The sequence below is a fragment of the Nitrosopumilus sp. b1 genome, assembly GCF_014078545.1.
Lineage (GTDB): Archaea > Thermoproteota > Nitrososphaeria > Nitrososphaerales > Nitrosopumilaceae > PXYB01.
Genome location: NZ_MU078737.1, coordinates 14,516 through 38,723, shown reverse-complemented (window position 1 = coordinate 38,723; position 24,208 = coordinate 14,516). Strand labels below are relative to the sequence as shown.

The window sequence follows — 24,208 nt, the reverse complement described above, 5'->3', positions numbered from 1 at the left end:
TTACTAATGTAGTTAATGAAATTTTTATAGTACGAGAAAATATCACCTGATGATTGTCAGAATTTGAAAGTTTAATTGAAAAGTTATTGGAGCAAAAACCTGATCTTTCCAAAACAGATGTTGAAGAAATGATTAAACAGAAAAAAGAAAAGATCGGCGCAGGTTATTTGACAGACCAAGGTGCCTTGTTTTTAATTGCCTCGGATTATGGGATTACGTTATCAGAACCAGCAAAAACGGAAATGAATTTAAAAGATCTTTACGTAGGAGCGAAAGAAATTTCGTTACAAACAAGAGTGTTAAGCATGTCACCAGCAAAACAATATTCAAGAAAAGATGGTTCTCCATTCTTTCTACGAACTATGACGGTTTATGATGGAGATTCAACTGCAAGTGTAAAGTTATGGGATGAAAAGGCAAAGCTTCCTGTAATTAATCAATTAAAGCCAGGAGATCTGATCAAGATAATCAAAGCGTATGTAAAGTCAGATTTTAATGGATTACCCACAATTAATGTAGGCTCAGGTTCTAGTATAGAATCAACAAACGAAGATAGTTCCATTCCATCTATTGAATCAATAACAAAAGATGTCAGTGAAATTCAAGAGGGACAAAAGGATCTAGTAGTTTCTGGTTTGTTGGATGGCCCTATTACTTCAATGCAGTTTACAAATTCAAGAGGGCAACCTGGGAGTGCGCTTAGATTGAGATTGAAAGGAAAAGATGGTAATTCGACAAGAATTGTTCTTTGGGGCAAGAATGATGAGGATATTCCAAAAGTTGTTGCTCCCAATACTAAAGTACGATTATTGGGTACAAAGGTAAAAACTGGAACTCAGGGATTAGAAATTCATGGAAACGAATCCACAATCATGGATATTGAAGGAACTTCTGAGATAAAGCCAATTGTTGCTAGAATTATTTCAATAACAACCAACGAATCAGGAAATAAGATGGTAATTGGTGTGGATAAAGGAAAAAATCTATTCAACATTACTGATTTTTCAGAAAATCTAAACCAATTCTCTGAAGGAGATATGATTGAATGTATGCCTTCAAAGTTATTTGGTAATGCAATAACAGTTGATAACGATTCATTTGTTAGAAGAGTGGATGATGATCCTTCAATTCCAACCAGAGAAAAGACGAGGACAAAAATTTCAGATGTTAAAGTTGGAGAATCATACTGCATAGAGGCAATTGTTTTAAAAATTCCCGAAAGACGTGAGATTCAGACAAAAACAGGAGAAATGGTTCTACTAGGAGAAATGTTTGTTGAAGATGACAGTGGACAAATTTGGGTAAAAGGATGGAGAAATCAAGCAAGACTTATTGACAAATGTAGTATCGGTGAAATAATTTCAATTACCGGAGTTAATGCAAAAGCCGGGTTAGAAGGAAGAATCGAACTTACACTTTCAGCATTTTCAACAATTAACAAAAAAAATTAAGAGTCCCAAAATCCTCTATTCATTACATATTGTCTTTCAGCTTCATAGATTTGTTTATAGAGAATTTCATCATCAACCATATTACGTAAGATTCTGGCTGCAGTATCAACACCAATTCCATATCCAGAAAGTACAATCAAAGCTGTTTTTCCAAAATTTGCCAATAACGAAGAAGTTTTCCATGCGCGAGTGTATTTATGTAATTCATCTTTGGTGAGTTTTTTTCCAGTTGCTTTTTTTCGAATAATTTTTGGTAGATCGTAATCTGAGTAAAATGTTGCAGAAATTTGTTTACCTTTACAATATGGACATGAACGAATAGTTTCAACTTCATTTGTTTCTACAATTCTTTCCCATTTCCCACATCGTGCGCATACTAGCCTATGTTTTGTCTTAAAAAGACGTTTTTTCACTAGGTCAATAACACCTTTATCGATATTTGCAGGGGATGAATAATATTTTGAAGTATGATCTAAAATTGGCTCAGATAGTTTAGAAAATTTATCTAATTCATACCAATGTAGTTGAATTTCTTTGTCTACTATTTTTTGAAGTATTTTTTCTGTACCTGGTAAATCGTACTTGTCATGATATAATTCTCGTAATGCCTCTTTTACTAATGGGGTTTTGGAATATCTTTCATATAAGAACCTAGCAGACTTTCTATCATAAATGGCCTCTCTACCCACAACACCGAATTTCTTAGCTACACACCATGTTCTCCAATTTACATTGTGAGTACCAGATAATGAAGCAGTAACAATTGAATGAAGATCATAGTGATCAGTGATAACATTTCTAAACATTTCTTCATTTATTCTTGAACGAGATGTTAAAGCTATTCTATATGCATCGGATCTTGATTCTACAACATAGCCTAACAGTGATGACAACATTGAAGAAAGTAATGTAGCTAATGTGGAATTAATTTTTGTTCCAAAACATGCATGTATTACAATTGCACCTTGGGTTTTAACAGATTCAACAACAATGTTTTCTTCATTAGGAACTAAATCATAATTTAGTTTTGAGATTTCATTATTTAGTAAAGACAAGGTACCGTGTTTTACTTTAGTTCTAAAATTCCCAACCTTTTTTGCCGTACTATAATCAATTGGAATGTTTTCACCTTCCCAATATGGTACAGTCACACCACCTGAACGAAAAGGTTCAACATTTACAGATAATCCTTTTTCATCAACGTTAAGAATTCTCCACTGAGAACCACGTAAAACAAATACATTTCCTGATTCGCCAAAATCCCCTACAAATCTTTGATCTAGGGTTCCAATAATTTTTTTACCTATTGAATCAAAAACTTTGAATTTTAGTATATCTGGAATGGTGGACAAATTTTCAAAGTAATATCTGAATGATTTTCCTTTTTTAATAAAAGTCATTTTTTCTCTATTAAAAAATAACAAAAAATTAGAATCTAAAAGTTCAATGACATTAGTTAAATCCTCGAGAGTCAGATTTCTGTATGGGTATGCATTTGTAAGTAAACTAAATGCATCTTCAATACTCACCTCTCCAATTTGCATGCTTAATCCCACAAGATGATGAGCTAAAACATCCAATGAACCATCATGAATTTTTTGCTCCTCTATGGATTGATCTTTTATTCTATCAAGAATTGCAGTTGCCTCAAACTCATCATCAGGATTATTCGTAATTATCATACCTTTTGCTGAAGAACTCCTGTTATGTTTACTGCGTCCTATTCTTTGGACTAATTTGGAAACTTGTCTTGGAGATCCATAATGAATTACCAATTCTATTGAACCAATATCTAGTCCTAATTCCAATGATGATGTACATACAACAATTCCGGACTTTCCATCCCTTAGTGATAATTCAGTTTCTTCACGCACATTTTTTGATAAGGAGCCGTGATGAAGCTCAATGTTTATAGAAGATTTTTCTTTTAGAATAGAAGCAAGAAACTCTGCCTCACCTCTAGTGTTTGTAAATAAGAGAACTGGAGATTTTAGATCTAATTTAGTAACATAGTCGATGATAAAAGTTGCAACATCAGATATAGTGCCTTCAATATAGTTTACTTCTACATCATATTTTCGAACAGATGAGTCTTGAATTATTTTATATTTTCTTTTTGTTCCAACAACAAATTTGGCTGCATCTTCTATATTACCAACCGTAGCAGAAAGTCCTATTCTAGTAATCTCTTTAGATGAATTAAATTGTAAACGCTCTAAGCTAAGAGAAAGTTGAGTTCCTCTTTCACTAGAAAGTAATTCATGTACCTCATCAATAACTATCCATTCTAATGCTGATAAAGCGTCTAACATTTTTTTCTGAGTTAACAGAATTACCAAGGTTTCCGGAGTTGTAATTAAAACATCAGGTGGATTATTAGTTATTTTTCTTCGAGCAGTTTGTGTTGTATCCCCATGACGTATTTCTAGACTTAATTGATTAAACTCTGCATATCTAGTAATTCTTCTAAATACATCACGGTTTAATGCTCGTAATGGTGTAACATATAGAGCTTTAATTTTCCCTAACGTCTTAGTATTTTTTACATGTTGAAAAATTGGTATTACAGAACACTCAGTTTTACCAGAACCTGTGGGTGCAATAACTAATGAATCTTTTTTTTGAAAAATTATTGGTGTTGCTTTTTTTTGGATTTCTGTGAGCTCAGTAAACCCTAATTCTTTGAATGTAGAAAGAATTTCGTTATCAGGTAGTTGATTCTTCTGTTTGTCTTGTTCTAGCTCTTTCATATACCATCACGCCAACTAGGCCAAGGGCAAACAATATCACTGTAACTATAGGAATAGAATCAAAAATTCCTGCCATAAATTTATGATAATTTACAGGGTTAAATAGATTGATGTGTTTCTTCTAATCCATTTGCTGAAATTGAAAATGAAAAACTATCAGAATTTGAGATGCCTTCTACATATCCAATGTGTTTAGAGTTTGATTTTGAGAGGCGAATTTTTACATGAGTAAAGAAGCTTATTGCTCTTGAAAGATTTTCAATATTTTTGTCTATGTTATGCCGCACTGTATTTATTACAATTATAGGAATTTTTTTTTCTAATGCTAGAATAGATAGTTCATGCATGAAATTCATAAAAAAGATCGTTTTTTGAAGAGATTGTTCATCCTTTGAGTATTCAAATGAGAATAATTCACTGATGTTATCAATGACGATTAAACCAAAATTTGATGTTGGTATATTCTTAAAATAATTTACTTGCTCGCTGGTGTTTGTAATTCTAGATACCATGATATTGTCTAGGAGTTTAACATTTATTTTTTGTAAATTCATAATTTCTAATAATCTCTCTGGTCTAAATTCACCAGTTGTATCTAAAAATAAAATTTTTTCATTACTACTCAGAAAATTAATTATTATCTGAAGTGCTAGCTGAGTCTTGCCAGTACTGCTTTCACCATAAATATCGATGATGTTACCATTTTTGATACCTCCACCTAAAATCTCATCCAATTTTTTCAATCCTGTACTAATCATTGTCTTATTATTTGATGATTTGATGAAAATTAAAGGAATCTCATTTCAATATCATAAGAGGCAAGGCTTTTATTCTGGATAACATCGTATGCAAAACAAGTGAATAATCTGTCTCAAACAAGTGCAAAAAGACCACTAACAACGCTACAAAAAAGTACTAAAAAGAAAGTCACGGTTAGACTGAAAAATGAAGTAGAGTATAAAGGAAAAATGGATAATGTTGATTCATACATGAATTTGATTATGACTGATGCAGAAGAGCTCCACGAAGACAAAGTGATTGCTAATTACGGTAGAGTTATCGTTAGAGGTAACAATGTCTTATTTATCAAATTAGAAAATGAACTCTAGTTAGGAGTTTATTATGACTAAAAATTTTCTGTTTACTTCTGAATCGGTGACTGAGGGTCATCCCGACAAAATTTGTGACCAAATTTCAGATGCCATTCTCGATGAATACCTAAGACAGGATCCTGATTCACGAGTAGCAGTTGAAACCATGACAACTACAGGGTTTGTTGCAGTTGCAGGTGAGGTGACATCAAAAGCAAATTTTGATAAAATTGAGCAAGAAAAACTCGTAAGAAATACAATAAAAGAAATTGGATATGATGATCCAGATTTACTTTTTGATGCAGATTCCTGTGAAGTAATGCTTCGATTACATTCACAAAGTCCTGACATTAGTCAAGGAGTTACAGCTACCGCAGACAAAGATCAAGGTGCAGGAGATCAAGGCTTGATGTTTGGTTATGCATCAAATGAAACAGAAGAACTAATGCCTTTACCTATACTTATAGCTCATAAATTAACAAAAAAATTATCAGAAGTAAGAAAGTCAAAAGAACTTCCATGGGTAAGGCCAGACGGCAAGTCTCAAGTTTCTGTAAGGTATGAAGATGATAAACCAAAAAGAATTGAAACAATTGTAGTTTCTACTCAACATGCTCCAAACATTTCAAACGATGAAATAACTAAATCAATAATTAACAAAGTAATAAAACCAGTTTGTAATGAATGGTGGAATGATCAGATTAAAATTCATGTAAATCCTACTGGGAAATTCGAAATAGGTGGTCCTCATGGTGATGCCGGTCTTACGGGTAGAAAAATTATTGTCGATACATATGGTGGATATGGAAGACATGGTGGTGGTGCTTTTTCAGGAAAAGATCCATCAAAAGTAGATAGATCCGCATGTTACATGTGTAGATATATTGCAAAAAATATTGTAGCTGCAGGTCTTGCTGATAGATGCGAAGTTCAGGTTGCCTATGCAATAGGGGTGGCTGATCCGGTTTCGTTAATGGTAAATACATTTGGAACAAATAAAATTCCAGAGGAAGACATTGAAAGTATTTCAAGAAAGCATTTTGATATGAGACCATCTGCCATTATCACTCAGCTAAATCTAAAAAGACCCATTTACAAAAAATCAGCTGCTTATGGTCATTTTGGCAGGAATGAACCTGAGTTTGCATGGGAGAAAGCAGATAAAGCAGATGTACTAAGAAAGGCTGCTGGACTTTAAAATATTCCTAAAATTTTCAAATTCTAAATTGGATATCTGTTTTAATTTTTTTGAACTACCAATGAAATTTCCCACCAGAATGTGAAGATCATCTACACCATATTGACTAGTGGGATTTCTTATTGCATCACGATAAGCAATTTCAATGTTAGTTTTTTTAATAATAGGTTTTTTTGAGGCTGTAAATAATTTAACAAATTTTTCATAAGATATAATTTCAGTTCCAACTAAATCTAAAATCTTATTAGAATATTTTTTGGAGGCTGCTGCATGGAATAATATTTTGATTACATCATTAATTGAAATAGGCTGTAAAGGAAAATTTCCAGATCCTGGGATTATTATCGTTCCACGATGAATTTGTTTTTTGAGATTTTGTGATAAATGATCGCTGGTTCCAATAATGTATGAGGGTCGAAAAATGGTATAGTCTAAACCCGACTTGATAATTTCTTTTTCTGCAAGATATTTTGAGATAAAATAATCTGTGGTTGAGTTTTTTGATGCTCCTAATCCACTATTAAAAATAATTTTTTTAATTTTTGATTTTTTAGATATTTGTAAGATTTTTTTAGTAAGAAGATAGTTTATCTCATAAAAATTATTATCAAAGGTTTGCTTCCCAACACCTACTAGATGAATCATACATGAGCAGTTGATTAGTTTTGAAGAAAGATCCTCTGAGTAGTTTTTTGTGACTATTTTAATTTCGTTTTTGTAAGTTGGGAAGTTTTTTCTTCCTATGGCCACTACCGGAATATTTTGCTTGGAGAGAAATTTTCTTAAATTTTTGGCAACAAATCCTGTAGCACCAGTAATTGCAATTTTCATTATATCGTATCATTAATGCCTGTTTGTTAAATTTTTGGAATTATTCCAAAATTGTTCTAGTTACAAAATTACTACCGGGAAGAATTAATACTAAATATTCATAACAAAAATGTGACAGAAGAAAATAAAAAATTACGTACGGGTTTTACTACTGGGACATGTTCCACGGCAGCAGCCATGGCTTCAGTGTTATCAATTATTAATCAAAAGGAGATAGAGCTTGTTGAAGTAGAATTACCAAAAGGTAATTCAATAAGAATTAAGATCCATTCCTGTAAATTTGAGGTAAACTCGGCTAAATGTTCAGTGATTAAAGATGGCGGGGATGATCCCGATGTCACACATGGTGCTGAAATTGTTGTTGAAGTAAAACTTACAGATCAAATTGGGCAAATTAAAATCAATGGCGGAAATGGAGTTGGGATAGTAACTAAACCAGGTTTAGGATTAGAGATTAACAAACCGGCAATTAATCCAGTTCCAAAAAAAATGATTATTGATAATTTAATGCGTGTAGGAAAAGAATTGTTGGAAGAAAAAGGAGTCATTGTAACTATTTCAGTTCCTAAAGGAAAAGAGCTTGCTGTAAAAACAGATAACCCGCGTCTTGGTATAGTGGGCGGAATATCTATTCTGGGAACTAGTGGCATAGTGATTCCATTTTCTACAGCATCATATGCTGCATCAATAAGACAAAATCTTGATGTCTCTCTTGCAATGGGAGATAAGATTGTGGTGCTCACCACAGGAGGACGTAGTGAAACCTTTGCAAAAAATATTGTAGATCTGCCAGAACATTGTTTTGTTCAAATGGGAGATTTTTCTGGATATACTATTCAACAGTGTGCAAAAAAAAATATTGAAAAAGCATTTGTCGTAGGATTTATTGGAAAATTAGCAAAAATGGCAATGGGTGTAAAACAAACACATGTTAAAGGCTCTAAAGTAGATATGCAGTTTTTAGCTGATTTGGTAAAAAAAGCAGGATCTGATAATACAATTGTAGAGAGAGTAAAAGAAGCAAACACTGCAAGACATGTACTTGAGATAGTGAAAGAATCTAAAAATTCAGATTTTTTCAAGTTGCTATGCAAAGAGGTTTACTTACAAATGAGAAAACATTCTGAAAACAAAGTTCCCATTGAGATAATTTTGTTTGATTTTGATGGAATAGTTCTAGAAAGATATTCTGGGCAGTAAGGTATTTTATTCAATACAAAACGATCCTGATTGTGGAAAAAATTTCAATTATTGCTATTACAAAAAATGGAATTGAAACTTCATTAAAATTAAAAGAAGTCTTCCCTGATTGGGAGGCATATGCTCCTTCTAAATTCTCAGACAGTAATCCAAAAATAAATTGGTTTCAAGAATCGACAACAGAGAAGATAGAACAATTATTCAAAAACAATGAAGCCATTATTTGCTTATTTTCTTTAGGCGCAGTAATTAGGTTAATAGCCCCACATCTGAAAGATAAAAAAACTGATCCTGCGGTAATTGTAATAGATGATCAATCTAATTTCGTAATCAGCACTCTTTCTGGTCATATTGGCGGCGCAAACAAGCTTACAGAGGACATAGCAAGAAAGATTGGCGCAATGCCAGTTATAACAACTGCTGCAGATGTTAACAAAACCATCGCAGTAGATCTAGTAGGAAAAGAATTTGGATGGATTATTGATGATGACTCTAATGTAACAAAGATTAGTGCATTCATGGTAAATGAGGAAAAAATTGGCCTGTATCAAGATGCGGGAGAAAGAGATTGGTGGAAAAAAGAATTTCCAAAGAACATAGTAATATGTTCATCCTTAGAGGAATTAGAAAAATCTAATGCAAAAGCGTATTTAATAATTTCTGATAAAAAAATCAAAAAAGAGCTGCTCGATAAATCAGTTGTGTATAGACCAAAAACTTTGGTAGTAGGAGTGGGTCTTCATTGGGATACTTCAAAAGAAACCATTAAAGAAGGATTGGAGTTCTGTCTTGAGAAATTTAATTTGAGTAAAAAGAGCATTACAAAATTCACTTCAATAAAAAAGAAAGAAGATGTTCAAGGTTTGATAGACATATCAAATGAAATGAATGTTCCACTGGTATATGTTCCAAAAGAGGAGCTTGCCGATATCACCATACCAAATCCATCTTCGATAGTTAATACATTTGAAGGAACGCCAAGTGTATCAGAAGCATCAGCAATCAAAGTTTCACAGGGAAAATTAGTTGTAGAAAAGCAAAAATTCCCACCTAATCTTACAATTGCAATTGCGAGAATTGAAAAATGAAACGTGGTTTATTGCTAATTGATAGAGGAAGTAGAGAGAAAGAAGCAAAAGAAGAACTAGAAGTTATTTGTAAAAAAGTTAAAGAAAAGGGAAGTTACAGCCATGTAGACTATTGCTTTTTAGAGGTTTTACCACCATTTATCAAAGAAGGAATAGAAAAATCATTAAAAAATGAAATGGATACATTAACTCTAGTCCCATATTTCTTGTACCCAGGTAAAAAAGTTAAAGCGGCTGTAACTGATGCCATGAAATTTCAGGCAAACACAGAGGTAAAATTTCTTGTAACTAAACCAATGACAATGCACAAGACCATGATTGATTTGGTTGATAATAGAATATCCACCACTATGAAAGAAAATTCAGTTTCACTACCAAAAAGTGATGTTGATGTTTTGATTATTGGTCATGGAAGTAAAGATCCAAATGCACAGATTTCTATAAAATATGTCATAGATGGTCTTAAATCAACATATAGAAACGTAAATCATTGTTTCTTAGAGATAGAGCAGCCTGATATTCCTCACGGAATAAAGAATGCTGAAGAAAATAATCCAAAAATTTTGATTATAGTTTTTTATTTTCTGCATGAAGGCGCTCATGTTAAAAGAGATATTTACGAGGATCTAAATCCTGCACTAAAAAATTCAAAACTCAAAAAAGTGTTTGTAACAAAGCATATAGGAACAGATCAAAAAATGATAGACTTGATAATAGAAAGAGCCAAAGAGGTCGAAGATGCAGACTAGAAAAGGTCAATCCATAGAAGATGCAAGTATGGAAATGATCGAATCAGAGATAGGAAAACATGATTATGATAAAATGGAATGGCCTATAGTGAGAAGAGTAATTCATTCAACTGCAGATTTTGATTTTGCTAAAAAAAATGCAATTGTGTTTCATAAAAATGCAATTAAAAGTGGTATGAATGCACTTGAAAATGGTTGTGACATTGTTGTCGATGTAAATGGGGTTTCAGGATTATTCAATAAACAAAATCTAAAAGATTTTGGAAATAATATTGTATGTAAAATTTCAGATCAAGAGGTAGTTAAAAAAGCCAAGGAGGAAAATTTGACGAGATCACAACTATCCATGAGGTTATCCAAGGATAGCATGCAAGGAGGGGTAATAGTTGTAGGAAATGCTCCAACTGCGCTATTAGAAGTCATAAAAATGCTAAAAGAAAGGATCATCAGTCCAGCATTAATTATTGGCATGCCAGTGGGCTTTATTTCGGCAGCAGAATCAAAAGAAGAATTACAAAAACTTGACGTTCCGTTTATTTCTAATATAGGTAGAAAAGGTGGAAGTCCGTCTGCATCAGCAATAATTAATGCATTATACAAATTGATTAGAGAAAGTTCATCGCTTTGAATAAGCTAAACTGATATTTACAAAATTTTGTGCAAAGGATGAACTATCAAAAAACAAATGGCCATAAGATGCTAATGTGTTATAATTTACTAGGCCATCTTTTTTGTTCTTTATTCCATCACCTATTGATAGGGAATAAGCAAATTTGCTATCAGAAGATAACGAATCAATCTCAGAATAATGAAATTCGTGTCCTTGAAAGATAGAGTTTTTTGGGCCAATCAAGCAATTTGAGGTGATTTTGCCCTTTGTATAATTTAATTTCATTTTTTTTGTCATAATGGTTTCTGCATCAAAAACTCCTATCATTTTGAATTTTTTATTGCCATAGGAAATTGAATTTGTAAGATACATCAATCCTCCACATTCTGCATAAATTGGGATTTCATCAACTGCGGCTTTTTTAATTAGTTTTTTAATTTGGTAGTTTTTTGATAATTTATCTCCTAAAACTTCAGGAAATCCACCACCAATGTATATTCCATCACACTTAGGTAATTTTGTATCGGAAGTTGGACTGAAAAATTTTAGTCGAACACCTTCACGACGTAATGCATCAAGATTATCTTGATAGTAGAAATTAAAGGAATCATCAAGGGCTACTGCGATGCTGATTTTTTCTTTTTTGTTTTTGGGAGTTCTTGTGACTGGAATATGAGAAGTATTTTTAGAGATATTAATTAATTTTTGAATGTCAATATAGGAAGAAATCTCCTTAGCAATTGTGATTATCTTAGATCGTATAGTTTTATCTTCCTTTGTAGGAATTAAGCCTAAATGTCTTGATGGTAAAGATAGTTTTTCATCTTTTGGGATAATTCCAATAATTGGGATCTTTAGTGACTCAAGTGATTGCCTGCATAGATTTTCATGCTTTTTGCTAGCAATTTTATTGAGAATTATTCCAACGATATGAGAATTTTTATGAAATTTTTTGTATCCTAATGCAATTGCTCCTAGCGATCGTGCAGTTTTGCTAGCATCTAAAACTAAGATGACTGGTGTATCAAGTATGGTTGCTACATGATGAGTGCTAGAATAATTAGAGGCTCCTGAGAATCCATCATAATATCCCATTACTCCCTCTATGATTGAAATGTCAGATTTTGAATGACTTACAAAGCTTTTTACAAGTTCCTCCTTACCCATTATCCATACATCGAGATTTCGAGTGTTGTTTTTTGCAACTGATGATAAATAACTTGGATCGATATAATCAGGTCCTACCTTAAATGGCTGAATTGAATATCCTTGTTTTTTTAATCCAAAAATAATTCCACAAGTGATAGATGTTTTTCCAACTCCACTTGTTGCACCAGATACTATCAGTCTAGGTATTTTCATTTTGTTTAATAGAATCGTTTGAATTTAAATTAATAATAATCTTGATTTTTGCCAATCTTATTAGTTAGCTGTGATGATTTAGAAAATATGACTAGTAAAGGTTTAGTTATAGTCTATACAGGTAAAGGAAAAGGAAAAACTACTGCAGCATTAGGTATGGCACTACGTGCAATAGGTTATAATCATAAAGTTTGCATGATTCAGTTTATCAAGGGTTCATGGCATTATGGGGAGATGAGTTCATCAAAAAGACTCGAACCAGAATTTGAGATGACTGCAATAGGAAAGGGTTTTGTTGGTATAATTGATGATAAAAGTCCAAAGGAAGATCATCAAAAAATTGCAAATGAAGCGGTTAGAATATCGAAAGAAAAAATTCTATCAAAAAAGTATGATTTAGTGATTCTTGATGAAATTAATTATGCAGTGAATTTAGATTTAGTAAAAATTGGCGATATTTTAGATTTAATTAAATCAAAACCAAATAATGTCAATCTAGTTTTGACTGGAAACTATGCAAAACCTGAGATAATTGAAGTAGCTGATTTAGTCACTGAGATGAAAGAAGTAAAACATCCCTTTCAATTAGGAATAAAAGCAAAGAAGGGTATTGATTTCTAACTAGCAACATTAAATTACCAACAAAAAATTTTACTGCCAATGTCTACTGAAATTCAAGAATTACCAGAGCAAGGAGAGATAATTCTAGCAACAATTACCAAAGTAATGGATCATGGGGCATATGTTACCCTAGATGAGTATAATGGAATTCAGGGTTTTTTACATGTCTCAGAAATTGCTCCAGGATGGATTAGATCTGTTGGAAAATTTGTAAAACAAGGAGAAAAGAAGGTTCTACTAGTAAAGAGAGTAAATTCTGAACGCGGAGATATTGATTTATCATTAAAGCAGGTTTCTACTGATCAAAAAAAGCGAAAACTATTAGAAGCAAAAAGATATGAAAAAGGAAAAACTCTTATCAACAGCGTTAAAGAAAGTGCAAAACTTTCAGATAATGATGTAGAAAAAATAGAAGAGGCGATTTATGCAAAATATGATTCTATTTACGATGCATTTTTAGATATTGCTAGAAAAGGCGAATCAGTTTTAAATGAATTAAAAATTTCTAAAAAAATTGCCACAGCAATTAAAGATGTTTGTGAAAAAATTAGACTCCCATCAGTAGAGATTAGAGGTATATTGGAATTAACAAATAATCAACCGGATGGTGTAGAGGTTATCAAAAAAATACTACTTGATGTGATAAAAAAAGAAAAAGAATCTAACGTACAAATTACATATTTAGGTGCACCAAAATATAGAATATCTGTATCTGCTCAAGATTTCAAATCAGCTGAGAGATCATTAAAACCAATAATTGAAGAGATACAAAAATCCATAGAAAAGAAGAAAGGCTCTTTCAAATTCAGTAGAGAAGAATCAAAAAAGACAAGAGAGACATAACATGCATTTTCAACTTCGTAAATGTCAAAAGTGTAATATCTATACACTAAAGATGAAATGTCCCAAGTGCGAAACAGATACTTATTCAGTTCATCCTGCAAAATTTTCGCCAGATGATAAATACATGAGATATAGACTAGCTGAAAGATACGAATAGTTATTTCTCAATTATAGTAATTTTTTCAATTTTTGCCGACTCAATATTTATTGGATGATCAAACTCATTTGTTTCTAAAGATCCAATTTGATCAACTACTTCTTGTCCAGAAATTACTTCACCAAATATAGTATACTGTCCGTCTAACCACGGAGAATCTCCTAACATTATAAAGAATTGAGAGCCTGCACTGTTTACGTCAGCACCTCTAGCCATAGAAACGATGTATTTTTTGTGCTGTAAGTTACTAAATTCTGGAGAAATTGAATAGCCTGGTCCTCCAGTTCCCCAGGTATCAGAAGAACCTGAAATTGTATTTGGATCTCCACCTTGAATTACAAAGTTAGGAATAATTCTGTGGAAAATTGTTCCATCATAAAATCCAGATTTTGCTAATTGAATAAAATTATCCACTGTTTTTGGTGCAATGTCATCTTTGAATTCAATAGTAATATCACCTAGTGTTGTTTGTAAAACTGCTAATTCGGTTTTAGATTGTGCAGTTGGAATATTTTCAATTAAAGTCGGATTATAGTTTTTATTAATTTCATAAATCAACACGCCGCTAATTGGACCTGGTGATTCACGATTAAGAGAAGGTGATTGGTACGCTAGTCTTAATGGTCCATCACTATCGGAAGGATATTTCACATCTTTTATGTAAATTGGTGTGTATCCGGGTGAATAAGATTCAATTTGCAAGTTATTTGCAAAGTTAACATATGCTACTGGAGTAAACGGAAACATTTTTCCTAGGATGGTATCATTCCAGAAAAGATTAGTTCCACTCATACCATCAGCAAATACGTATTTTGACAAGGGTTCACCAGCTATTCGAATAAACCACTGCTTTTTGCTCTCATCTGCACCGCCAGTAAGTAGATATATTTCACTAGGTTCGGTTTGGATCTTTTGGGCAGCTACATACACTAAAACATAATCTGCATCAAGTTCTTGTAAAAGATTCCAAGCTTCATCAGGTGAGCTTAGAAACGTTTGGGCAATTTTTTTAATTTGCCAGTCAATTAACGTTGCATTATCAGCTAGTGATGTTCTTTCACCAAGGGTAGTAATCCAATAGCCATAATCCCACCAAGATGCTATTACTGCATCTTCAGGAGTATTATTTTTAATCCAATCCATTGCATGTGGCCAATCAGTAGTAGAGATGTTAAATTGAGTTCCCCCATTAAGTATTGTTGGAGGAGCTTTTACTGCGTTTATCCAGGTTGCATTAACTGGCAGTATTACAGGTGAGATTAGAAATCCGATTACTATAATTACAAAACTAATCTTTGTAATACTCTTTGATGTTGTAAGGAATTTTTTTCCTTCTCTTTTAAACGAAAATATCTCTGATGATAATACTGCCAAACCAATTGATGCAAGAATCACAACTGCAACTGATGCAAAGATTTCTAATCTAATAAAAGCGGAGCTAATGTAAACCCCAATTAATCCAATAATTAATGCAAATGCTATCATGTCATTAGGAATTTTTATTGATTTTGAACTATCTTTTGCTCTGAAAATTATCCATATACCAATTCCAGCAAATATCATCAGAATAGATAAAAAGTAAAAGGATTGATCTAATGTGGTAGTTGCATGCTCGGCTACCGAGTCAATAAGAGGATCTTTTGTTGTCAGAAATGGATTGATAGCATTAAGATACCTATATGTTGGTAAACCAATTAGTTTTGTAGTTTGATTTACTACTAACATTACTATTCCTAAAATTGTAATTCCTCCCAAAAGTCCCAAGCCGTTACGAATCTTTTGACCATCCTTACTGATTCTCATCAAAGCAATACATGCAATCAAGAAAATTGTAGGTCCAATCAGAGCAAAGCCTCCTATTCCAGTAACAAAAGGTATTCCAGGCCTATCAAATGCAGCTGCTGCAAGTAGTAACGAACCTACAAAGACAGGTATGGCCCATATAATGAATTTGTGATCTTTTCTGACAAATGGTAATGCCATAAAGAAAATCCCTAATGGTATAACAAAGAACTGAATACCGCCCCAAGATGCTAAGCCAAATACCAAAAATATTCCAGCAGATACTAGTTTTAGAAACGCAATTTTGTGGTTATGTGACATTATTCCGCTTAGAAAAAGGTAGACTCCTAATAGTCCAAAAAATAGGCCTAGGGGTTCTGATTTGAACCATCCAATAGTTCCTCTGATAATTACCGGCACTGATAAGGAAAACAACAATGAAGCAAAGAGACCAGCAGTAGTTCCTCCAATTACACGAACGAGTGCAAAAACAACTATAGCTGTAAATGCACCAAAAACTACCGGAAAGATTATTGTAAAATCATAAAGTGAATGCCCGAAGTTAAAAATTGGGTATAGGGATGCGGCTGTAAGATGTAACATTACTTGAGAAGTTTCTGAAACATTTCTTCCATGCGGATGCCAACTCATATCATCGTGCCATTTGAAGTACGCATCATATCCATTTTCTACAATGAACTCTGTAGCACGAAAATTAAAGAATGGATCAAATTCATTTAATTCAAAGCCATAATCGGCTGCTTGAGAACGAATTAGAATTGAAATTGTAAACGAAAGAGAAAGAATTCCAATAATTAATAGATGTTGTAAACGAAAATCAAATTTTCCAACTGAGAATAGTTTAGCGTTTGATAGCAATTATGATGACTGAAAAAGATTGGCTTATTACTCTTTTGCGTTTTTGGGCATGAATAATTATGGTGAAAAAGTTCCTTTGAGTACAGCTTCATCCAAAATACAGTTTTTCATGGCACTCTCAAGCTCAGTTTTAGTCGCACCTTTTGGAATTGATAATTTTTTGTTTAAAGAATACAATTTGAATATGTAGGTATGTTCTTTATCAGGGGGAGCAGGGCCGCCATATCCATATTCGCCAAAATCATTTTTCCCATCAACGGAATTTGGAGGAGTGGTAGATTCCGGAATTTCTTTTGTAGAAGGTTCTATGTTCCATAAAACCCAATGAACCCAAATTTTTCCAACTGCCCCCATAGCATCCGGATCATCCATGATTAGAGCCAAAGATTTTGCATCAGATGATACTCCACTTATTTTTAGATGTGGACTAGCATTTCCATGTTTGTATCCAAATTTTTTTGGAATTTTTTGTCCATTAGAAAACGAATTACTTTCAAGTTTAAGATTTCCCAATACAGATTAAATCAACTTGGACAAGTTAAATTTTTCTAATTTTCTAACACTATTCTGTCGTTTGAAAACGAAATTACTGAACCTTTATTTTCTTTGATTTTGTTCTTAAGGTCCTTATCCATTGTGGCTATAATTCCCCCATTATTTTTCACATAAAGAATCATTTCTTTATCTGCAAATTTTCCATCTAAAGGAATTATCTTGAATTTTTTTATATATTGAAGGGTAATGGATGCGTTATTTTTTTTTGCTTCATTAGACAGTAATTTATTTAATTCATTTATCACTACAGTTGGGACTACAAATTGTATCTGTCCAATTTCTGTATCAAGTTGAGATAAATTCTTAATTCTTTTTGTAGCTAAATGAATTAGAAAACTAGTGTCACAGATAACGTCAACCAATGACGCCTGCACCAATTAATCTCCATCTATCTGCAATTCTTCTACTGATTGCGATGTTTCCACCTTCAAAGAGACAAACAGGTCTTCTAAATTCCACTTGAATTTGTTCAGAGTTTACTTTGGTTACTTTAGACAATACAGGTGCAGTACCTACATTGAGACGAAGGGCCTCGCCATTCTGTATTGGTAAAACCTTTGTATCATCAGTTGTTCCTACTGCAGAATCAAAGAGACTCACTTGGAAACTTGCAGTAGTTGAATTTTCAGGTAACGTTCCAGGTTTTCCTATTACTGAACCAATAAAAGAATCACTCCTAGTTAATGACGGATCTAGTTTTGTTCCAATAGCTACTAGACCACCTGGCTTAACGGATTCAACTATTCCTGCTGATGTCCCTAATGAAACAATTTCAGTTTGAATTGGTTCATACAATTTCTTTTTTTCATTTAATATGCCAGGTTTTATTTCAATTTCATCACCAACCTTGAATGTTCCTTCAGTGAGGCTGCCACCAATTACACCGCCTTTAAGATCTTTAATTTTAGAACCAGGTTTGTTTACATCAAAAGATCTTAGAACATGCATTACTGCATTTTTTGATTCATCACGTTTTGGTGTCTCTATAGTTGATTCAATGGCTCCAATTAATGCATCAATGTTGAGTCCTGACTGGGCAGATATTGGAATGATGGGAGATTTTGCTGCTTTTGTTCCTTTGACAAAATTAGTTATATCTGAATAATTTGATAGTGCATCTTTGTAGGAGACAAGGTCTACTTTATTTTGTACAACAACAATTTGCTTAATTCCTAATGTTTCCAGTGCTAAAAGATGTTCTTTTGTTTGAGGTCTTGGTACTTTTTCATTTGCAGAGACCACAAGTAATGCTCCATCCATTAATGCAGAGCCAGATAACATATTTGCCATAAGGCTTTCGTGTCCAGGGCTATCTACAAAACTTACAACACGTGTAAGCTCACTTTCTTTACCACAGTTAGGACATTTTGGTGTGGTAGAGTATCCAAGTGGTTCCTCGCAGTTTTTACATTTGTAAAAAGCAGCATCAGAATATCCAACACGAATTGTGATTCCTCTCTTTAACTCTTGACTATGAACGCTAGTCCATGAACCAGTTAGAGCTTGAATTAATGTTGTTTTACCATGATCAACATGACCCGCAGTTCCAATGTTTACACATGGTTGATAGCCATATTTTTTGATATACCATTCAGGAAGAGTTTCTTTCCAATGCAACGATCAGAATCTAATAGCGGTATATGTTAATCTATTCCTTTTTTTCTTCTTTAGCATCAGCAGGAGTTTCTTCTGGTGCTGCCTGCTCTACAGGTAACTCTCCATCAAATTTACAATTAATCTGGTAAATTTCTTCAGATAATGTATTTCCACGTACAAGTTTTCTGATTCTTTGTCCCTTTTCAGCTTGTTGTAATCCAACTCCTTTTGATAACATTACATATTTTCTTGCGCTGCCATGAACATCCTGACGCATTGGAACACCTGACTTGTCACTTCCTCCAGTAATCTTCATCTTTCCAGATAGTCCAACTATCGCAGCATCAGTATCTTTTCCAATAGGCAATCCTACAAGAGGATGAGCATCGCTATCTTTGAGCTCCTTTGAGATGGATTTTCCTTTTTTATCAGATACTGTAAGCTTGAAATTTACCAAGTATTCAAAAAAAATTTTGTTGGACTAATTAACCTTTGGAAATAATTTTTAAAGTAAAAACCCCATTCTTTCTTATGGATGACATTTCCTGTCCAAGATGTGAGAATAAGATGGTTAACATGCAAGCATGTCATATGATTTGTCCTAATTGTGGGGCACACCTAGATTGCTCAGATAAAGGAAATTATTGGTGAACTAAAAACCAGGTCTTTTTGGAATATAGTCAGATGCCATATTAACAGCTTGATCTTTCATAATTTCTAGATAATCATCATAGGTTGCCTCAAAGTTGCAGTGTGGGCACTTTACTTTGATCATTTCATCATCCAATATTGCAGCCTTTTCACATTCGGGGCATCTGGCATCCATAAAATTAGTGCCACATCAAACTATATAATCATAATTTTCAAAAAAATGCTGCGCGGAGTTAGTCTAGCTCGGTATGACGCCAGCTTCCCAAGCTGGAGGTCGCGTGTTCAAATCCCGCACTCCGCATTTTACAATTCTGCAATTGCTTGCTGAATTGATTTTTTATCTTTAGCATTTGGTGTGTGAGTTAGATAATTTTCCAAATCCTTTTTTGCATCACTTTTTTTGTCTTGCTCTAATCTAACTATACCTCGATTTTTATAAATGGGACCATTGCGATGGGGATTAATTTCGATTGCTTTTGTGTAAAATTTTTCTGCTAATTGATATTGTTCAGTTTTTAGATAATAATTTCCCAAACCACGATATGCCAAGAAATTTCTATTGTTAATCTCAATTGATTTTTTGTAGTAACTTTCACATTCGCTTGAATTTGATTCATTTAGAATGGAACCCAACAGTGAATATGCTGTAGAATTTTTTGGATCTAACTCAATTGCTTTTTTTAATGAATCAATTGCCTCAGGTTTTTTATTTGATAGACTTAACCGCTCTGAATTAAAGCATAATTTGTTTGATTTGTTGTTATTTTCATTAAATGACTTTAATTCAGAGATAATATCTGATGTTGCAATAATTATCATTAAATTTCCATCTTCAGACCACAATTCATTGAATTTTTTTTCTGGAATAACACCCATTTGAAAAGAGCCTTCTTTGTCAGTTTGAGGAATATAATGAATGATAGTTTTTTCATCATCGTCGTATCCAGAAATTACGGATGCGTGTTGTATAGTTTCATGGATTCCGGGAAGAATTACAATCGGTGGAATTCCCATGTCAATCATTTTTTTTAATTCAGAAACATTAGAGCGCAGGATTAATGTAGATAAACCGTGTCTTTCAGCAAGCTCTATTCCTTCAATTAGAATACTGCCGTTAACGTTTGGATATTTTTTGGCAATCTCTATGGCTTCAGATAAGGGCAAGTCAACATTCCAATATTTTGATACAACATTTACTGCAAGTGGCAGGCAGATGTTTTCTTCATCCACAATTGGAAGTATCAAATCATGAGTTGATTCCATCGGTTAGAAGACTATTTCAGTCATTAAAAATGTTCAGAGATTACAGAAATTTTCAATAATTTTATGACCATCTGGACTCATTTCAGGATGGAATTGGGTTCCAAAAATTTTGGAATCTCTGTACCAAATTATTTCATTATTACAACGCTCTGATCTTCCAATGGGAATAATGCGGTTACCTAGTTTTGATATTTCGTAATTATGGCTTTCAAATACTGAAATTTCTCTAGTACAGAGTGGGTTTTTCTGTAGGATGGAAACATTTTCATCGCCTTTGTGAATAGATGACATTTTTTTTATTGTGCCACCTGCTGTTAATGCTAAAATTTCTGCCCCATAACATATACCAAGTAAAGAATTTTTATGCAATATTGCGTGCTTGATGATTGCTGTGTTTTTTGCATTCATTTGTGAATCATTATTTCTTCTTCCAGAAAGGATGAACGCTTCATAGTTTTGTAAATCATCTAGAGATATTTTATCATGTGTAGTAACATCATAAGACTTTTTGATATTTGAGAGAAATTCTAAAAGATTTTTTGTGTAAACAGAGCCGTTATCCACAACTAGTAGCAACTAGCTACCTACCTCAATTGTGATGTAGTGCATCTCTGGAATGTTATCTTTTACGATAATCGTTCCAAAGTTGAATACCTTGTTGTCTTTCCACATGAAAACCCTATCACTTCTAGGTTTGATAAAGTCATCAATGAATTGAGAGATTAACTTTTCAGTATCCTCGCGTTCTGCATCACTGTAAAAGAAGATCTCACCTTCCTTGAAAGAGAGTGGAATCATTATTGCTGTTGGTTCAACAATCGATAATCCTTCTTCTTCAAATAGTGTTCTTAACAGTTCTATTCGATCATCCTTTCCAAGCTCCATTGCTTGAGCGCTAGGAGAAGAAGGTGTGGATTTTATTCCAGATAATTTTTGAAGATAAGCCTCAAATGCTGCTTGTTGTGTGTCGCCTAATCCTACATAGTATTCACCATTAAATGCTGCTCCAACTGCGGCTATAGTTCCCAATTGAGCTACTACTCCACCAGCACCTGCAGTATACACTGGAATAAAGTAGGTGTCATGGACACCAACATGGTATAGGATATTATCACCTATTCTTGGAGTTCTCAACAATGTTTTAAGCTGGGCAAAGTCTGGATCCCTATCTAGTGCTTCCCTTACTGCTGTGGGTCCAATGAGTTTTGTTGTAGAGTTTAGAGGAACTTCATAGAACTGCATCTTACCCAAGTTTGGAAGATCGTTTTCTACAATCATGAATCCAGCAAGGTTTCTACCTTGAGAGCCTTTAAGCTCTAATGACAACAAGCCGATAAACTCTGGTTTTTCAAAACCAGGTGGCTTTGCTTGGATATAGTATGTATCAAGACCTCTTGGGATTTCGTAGAACTGATTTGCCTGAATGAACGTTTCTGCATCAGTTACATGGTAAAAGTTGTACATACCAGTCTTCCAATTGAATAGCTCTACAGGATATCTGATCTGTTTTTCAAGCCAAGCAGGAATCTTTTCGAATTTATTTCCATATTGACTCTCAAACATTTGTGTGAAAAAGTCATCACCTACCTTGAGCAATCTGATTTCACCATTGTAGGAATCAATTAGTCCGTATCCAACCAATCTGATGTAATGATTACCTGATGACCATGGTACATCGTTTGCTTTTACTCCAAAGATTAAAGGTACTAGCCAGTATGAATTCTGTCCATCAGTAACTGGATATGCATCTAGCTCTCTACCAAAAAAGTCATAGACAAAGTATGGGTATAACAACTCCATTCTTTGATTGATATCTTTGTAACGATTAATGTGGACTGATTCGGCTGGGAAGGATAGCAAAAAGTTTGGCTCAAATATCCAGCTAAGAGGGGGCGATACTTCTAAACCACCAGTACCAGAATAAAATGCTCCACCCAGTTCGGCGCTTTCAGTACGACTGGTTGGATATGCAGACCAAGTTTCTTCCAGTAATCCACCCTCACCATAATAGATTGCCCTCTGCTTGAAGAATTTTGCACTGTCTATGATTTGTCCATTTGAGGCATCTAAGGTTAGAAATCCGTTTGGAACATGTGTGTAAACGAGATGTTCATTATACCATCTATTCTCTAAACTCACAGAGTCTGGCAATCTTGGCTTCATTGAAGCAGTCCAGTATAACGTATTGTTAAATCGAAGAATATCATTGTCTTCAAAATCTACATATGGGATCAAACCAATTTCAGGCTTTAATTTTGCAAAGGCTGCATCCCAGTCCCAAATACGAATTACGTTTAGGACATCACTATTTTCTTTAACATAATTTTTGATATTATTGGGCGATACAGATTCTAAATTGACGTCGTGTTTGTTCTCTTGAATTTTATCCAGCTCACCGAGGTATCGGTTCACACTGATCTGCTGAGCAGTGTATGGTCCAAGATATTCGATCTTTCTTGCATCAGCAATGCTATTGTTGACTGAAACTAGAGCTCCAACAATGATTGCAATAGCTATAATTGTTAATACACGAATGTACACATCTCTTTTTAGCATGTGAGTTAGAACTCGGGCTCGAATTCTATCGGTCACTGAGAATGCGATTAGTGCAAAGCCAATGACCAGAGTTCCTGCAATGGAGTATCGAGTGTTGTAATCTATCTGCTCTGTAAAGAAGAGATTAAAGGCTGCCCATAATACACCGATACCGATTATTGCCTCAATAGTTGAAACATAGTTAAGATATCTTGGTTTTCCTTCAGTTGTATCTTGAAGGTAAGATGTAATTACATTAATGATAGAATGCAATCCTACATACAGAACAAGTCGTAAACCAATTGCTGCCAAGATTGGCGGAATCAAAATTAGTAATGCAGGCATCATTGGAATTACATTTTCAACTGCATAGCTTCCATCAGTTGGTGGAGTGACAAATGGTAGAGAGAATAACGTTGGAAGAGTTTCAACGCCCATTGTGTTGCCGTCGATAAATGACATTACTGCTAGTCCAAATAGGACATTTGCAAAGAATGCACCAAACAGGAATATTTTCGTAATCTGCCAGACTACAAACTGTACTGGGCTAAGCTTGTAATCTCTATAACTTGAGATGTTTTTAGCTACTGGATCTTGTGGGGAACGATTAAGAAATGAAATAGCAGTGTTAATGGCATACCAAAAGATGGAAGATCTCTTTAGAATGTTAACGCGAATTAAGGCAATGGCAGATAATACAAGTGCGCCTACAATTGAGTAGTAAACTGGCTTTGTAAAGTCAGTCTCAAACTCACTCATGTTCATTGAGAGAACTACACCTTGGTTTCCAACGATAACCAAGATTACTAGACCTATGATGCCGACTATACCCCATCGGATGTACTTTCCGGCGTCTGGTGGCGGAGTGTTATCAGTAGATGCGCTATACAAAATCAACCTAAGTTGAGGTGTCGTACATTAATGTCTTACCAGTTTTTTGAGGCTAGATGTCAGTTTTACAAAAAAGTTTGAAATTAATCAAAATTTTCTTTGAAT

General features: G+C 33.8%; 23 protein-coding genes and 1 tRNA gene. 11 read left to right on the top strand and 13 right to left on the bottom strand.

Annotated elements, in window-relative coordinates; genetic code table 11:
• Positions 1-53 precede the first annotated feature (53 nt).
• Positions 54-1,451 (top strand): single-stranded DNA-binding protein, encoded by a 1,398-nt coding sequence (locus C6988_RS09555; RefSeq protein WP_182134994.1) that lies wholly within the window; start codon positions 54-56, stop codon positions 1,449-1,451.
• Here C6988_RS09555 and C6988_RS09550 read toward each other — a convergent pair.
• Together C6988_RS09550 and C6988_RS09545 are read right to left on the bottom strand one after the other, a co-directional pair.
• A complete protein-coding gene (locus C6988_RS09550) occupies positions 1,448-4,201 on the bottom strand; it encodes a DEAD/DEAH box helicase (RefSeq protein ID WP_182134992.1) in 2,754 nt (917 codons plus the stop codon). The genes C6988_RS09555 and C6988_RS09550 overlap by 4 nt on opposite strands.
• Positions 4,202-4,299: 98 nt before the next feature.
• A complete protein-coding gene (locus C6988_RS09545) occupies positions 4,300-4,959 on the bottom strand; it encodes an ATPase domain-containing protein (protein WP_182134990.1) in 660 nt (219 codons plus the stop codon).
• Positions 4,960-5,058: 99 nt separating this feature from the next.
• Here C6988_RS09545 and C6988_RS09540 point away from each other — a divergent pair, with 99 nt between their 5' ends.
• Positions 5,059-5,310, top strand: coding sequence for a U6 snRNA-associated Sm-like protein LSm6 (locus C6988_RS09540; protein ID WP_255464465.1), 252 nt, complete (start codon positions 5,059-5,061; stop codon positions 5,308-5,310).
• A gap of 13 nt (positions 5,311-5,323) precedes the next feature.
• The gene (metK, locus tag C6988_RS09535; RefSeq protein ID WP_182134988.1) at positions 5,324-6,490 is read left to right on the top strand and encodes a methionine adenosyltransferase; all 1,167 of its coding nucleotides are present in this window, start codon (positions 5,324-5,326) and stop codon (positions 6,488-6,490) included.
• On the opposite strand, the gene C6988_RS09530 is transcribed toward metK, so the two are convergent.
• Positions 6,467-7,321, bottom strand: a complete 855-nt coding sequence (locus tag C6988_RS09530) for an SDR family oxidoreductase (RefSeq protein ID WP_182134986.1) — start codon at positions 7,319-7,321, stop codon at positions 6,467-6,469. The genes metK and C6988_RS09530 overlap by 24 nt on opposite strands.
• Positions 7,322-7,432: 111 nt before the next feature.
• Here C6988_RS09530 and C6988_RS09525 point away from each other — a divergent pair, with 111 nt between their 5' ends.
• The 4 genes from C6988_RS09525 to C6988_RS09510 are packed head-to-tail and all read left to right on the top strand — an operon-like array spanning position 7,433 to position 10,986.
• On the top strand, positions 7,433-8,521 hold the full coding sequence (locus tag C6988_RS09525; RefSeq protein WP_255464464.1) for a cobalt-precorrin-5B (C(1))-methyltransferase: 1,089 nt from the start codon (positions 7,433-7,435) through the stop codon (positions 8,519-8,521).
• Between the two features lie 32 nt (positions 8,522-8,553).
• Positions 8,554-9,609: a cobalt-precorrin 5A hydrolase gene (locus C6988_RS09520; protein ID WP_182134984.1), complete on the top strand. Its 1,056-nt coding sequence runs from the start codon at positions 8,554-8,556 to the stop codon at positions 9,607-9,609.
• Positions 9,606-10,358, top strand: a complete 753-nt coding sequence (locus C6988_RS09515; RefSeq protein ID WP_182134982.1) for a sirohydrochlorin chelatase — start codon at positions 9,606-9,608, stop codon at positions 10,356-10,358. Before C6988_RS09520 ends, C6988_RS09515 begins: the two co-directional genes overlap by 4 nt.
• Positions 10,348-10,986, top strand: a complete 639-nt coding sequence (locus C6988_RS09510) for a precorrin-8X methylmutase (RefSeq protein WP_182134980.1) — start codon at positions 10,348-10,350, stop codon at positions 10,984-10,986. The genes C6988_RS09515 and C6988_RS09510 overlap by 11 nt, the downstream gene beginning before the upstream one ends.
• Here C6988_RS09510 and C6988_RS09505 read toward each other — a convergent pair.
• Positions 10,975-12,330, bottom strand: coding sequence for a cobyrinate a,c-diamide synthase (locus C6988_RS09505; RefSeq protein WP_182134978.1), 1,356 nt, complete (start codon positions 12,328-12,330; stop codon positions 10,975-10,977). The genes C6988_RS09510 and C6988_RS09505 overlap by 12 nt on opposite strands.
• Positions 12,331-12,417: 87 nt before the next feature.
• Here C6988_RS09505 and cobO point away from each other — a divergent pair, with 87 nt between their 5' ends.
• The 3 genes from cobO to C6988_RS09490 are packed head-to-tail and all read left to right on the top strand — an operon-like array spanning position 12,418 to position 13,951.
• Positions 12,418-12,951, top strand: a complete 534-nt coding sequence (cobO, locus tag C6988_RS09500; RefSeq protein WP_182134976.1) for a cob(I)yrinic acid a,c-diamide adenosyltransferase — start codon at positions 12,418-12,420, stop codon at positions 12,949-12,951.
• Between the two features lie 39 nt (positions 12,952-12,990).
• A complete protein-coding gene (locus C6988_RS09495; protein ID WP_182134974.1) occupies positions 12,991-13,794 on the top strand; it encodes a translation initiation factor IF-2 subunit alpha in 804 nt (267 codons plus the stop codon).
• Between the two features lies 1 nt (position 13,795).
• The gene (locus tag C6988_RS09490; RefSeq protein ID WP_182134972.1) at positions 13,796-13,951 is read left to right on the top strand and encodes an RNA-protein complex protein Nop10; all 156 of its coding nucleotides are present in this window, start codon (positions 13,796-13,798) and stop codon (positions 13,949-13,951) included.
• On the opposite strand, the gene C6988_RS09480 is transcribed toward C6988_RS09490, so the two are convergent.
• From C6988_RS09480 to C6988_RS09455, 6 genes are all read right to left on the bottom strand, one after another.
• Positions 13,952-16,612, bottom strand: a complete 2,661-nt coding sequence (locus tag C6988_RS09480) for a peptidylprolyl isomerase (RefSeq protein WP_255464462.1) — start codon at positions 16,610-16,612, stop codon at positions 13,952-13,954.
• A 57-nt stretch (positions 16,613-16,669) separates the two neighbouring features.
• The gene (locus tag C6988_RS09475) at positions 16,670-17,125 is read right to left on the bottom strand and encodes a YbhB/YbcL family Raf kinase inhibitor-like protein (protein WP_182134970.1); all 456 of its coding nucleotides are present in this window, start codon (positions 17,123-17,125) and stop codon (positions 16,670-16,672) included.
• A 35-nt stretch (positions 17,126-17,160) separates the two neighbouring features.
• Positions 17,161-17,529: a PIN domain-containing protein gene (locus C6988_RS09470; protein WP_182134968.1), complete on the bottom strand. Its 369-nt coding sequence runs from the start codon at positions 17,527-17,529 to the stop codon at positions 17,161-17,163.
• Entirely contained in the window at positions 17,522-18,784 is a 1,263-nt protein-coding gene (locus C6988_RS09465; RefSeq protein ID WP_182134966.1) for a translation initiation factor IF-2 subunit gamma, read from the bottom strand. Before C6988_RS09465 ends, C6988_RS09470 begins: the two co-directional genes overlap by 8 nt.
• A gap of 31 nt (positions 18,785-18,815) precedes the next feature.
• On the bottom strand, positions 18,816-19,220 hold the full coding sequence (locus C6988_RS09460) for a S6e family ribosomal protein (RefSeq protein WP_182134964.1): 405 nt from the start codon (positions 19,218-19,220) through the stop codon (positions 18,816-18,818).
• Between the two features lie 195 nt (positions 19,221-19,415).
• Positions 19,416-19,589, bottom strand: a complete 174-nt coding sequence (locus tag C6988_RS09455) for a zinc ribbon domain-containing protein (RefSeq protein ID WP_182134962.1) — start codon at positions 19,587-19,589, stop codon at positions 19,416-19,418.
• A gap of 52 nt (positions 19,590-19,641) precedes the next feature.
• On the opposite strand from C6988_RS09455, the gene C6988_RS09450 reads away from it, so the two are divergent.
• Positions 19,642-19,715: transfer RNA gene (locus C6988_RS09450), tRNA-Gly, on the top strand.
• A gap of 2 nt (positions 19,716-19,717) precedes the next feature.
• On the opposite strand, the gene C6988_RS09445 is transcribed toward C6988_RS09450, so the two are convergent.
• Genes C6988_RS09445 through C6988_RS09435 form a run of 3 tightly spaced genes read right to left on the bottom strand, consistent with a single transcriptional unit; the run spans position 19,718 to position 24,103 of the window.
• A complete protein-coding gene (locus tag C6988_RS09445; protein WP_182134960.1) occupies positions 19,718-20,677 on the bottom strand; it encodes a tetratricopeptide repeat protein in 960 nt (319 codons plus the stop codon).
• A gap of 33 nt (positions 20,678-20,710) precedes the next feature.
• Complete coding sequence (locus C6988_RS09440; RefSeq protein WP_182134958.1) at positions 20,711-21,253, bottom strand: type 1 glutamine amidotransferase; 543 nt, start codon at positions 21,251-21,253, stop codon at positions 20,711-20,713.
• Positions 21,254-24,103, bottom strand: a complete 2,850-nt coding sequence (locus C6988_RS09435) for a UPF0182 family protein (RefSeq protein WP_182134956.1) — start codon at positions 24,101-24,103, stop codon at positions 21,254-21,256.
• Between the last annotated feature and the right edge of the window lie 105 nt (positions 24,104-24,208).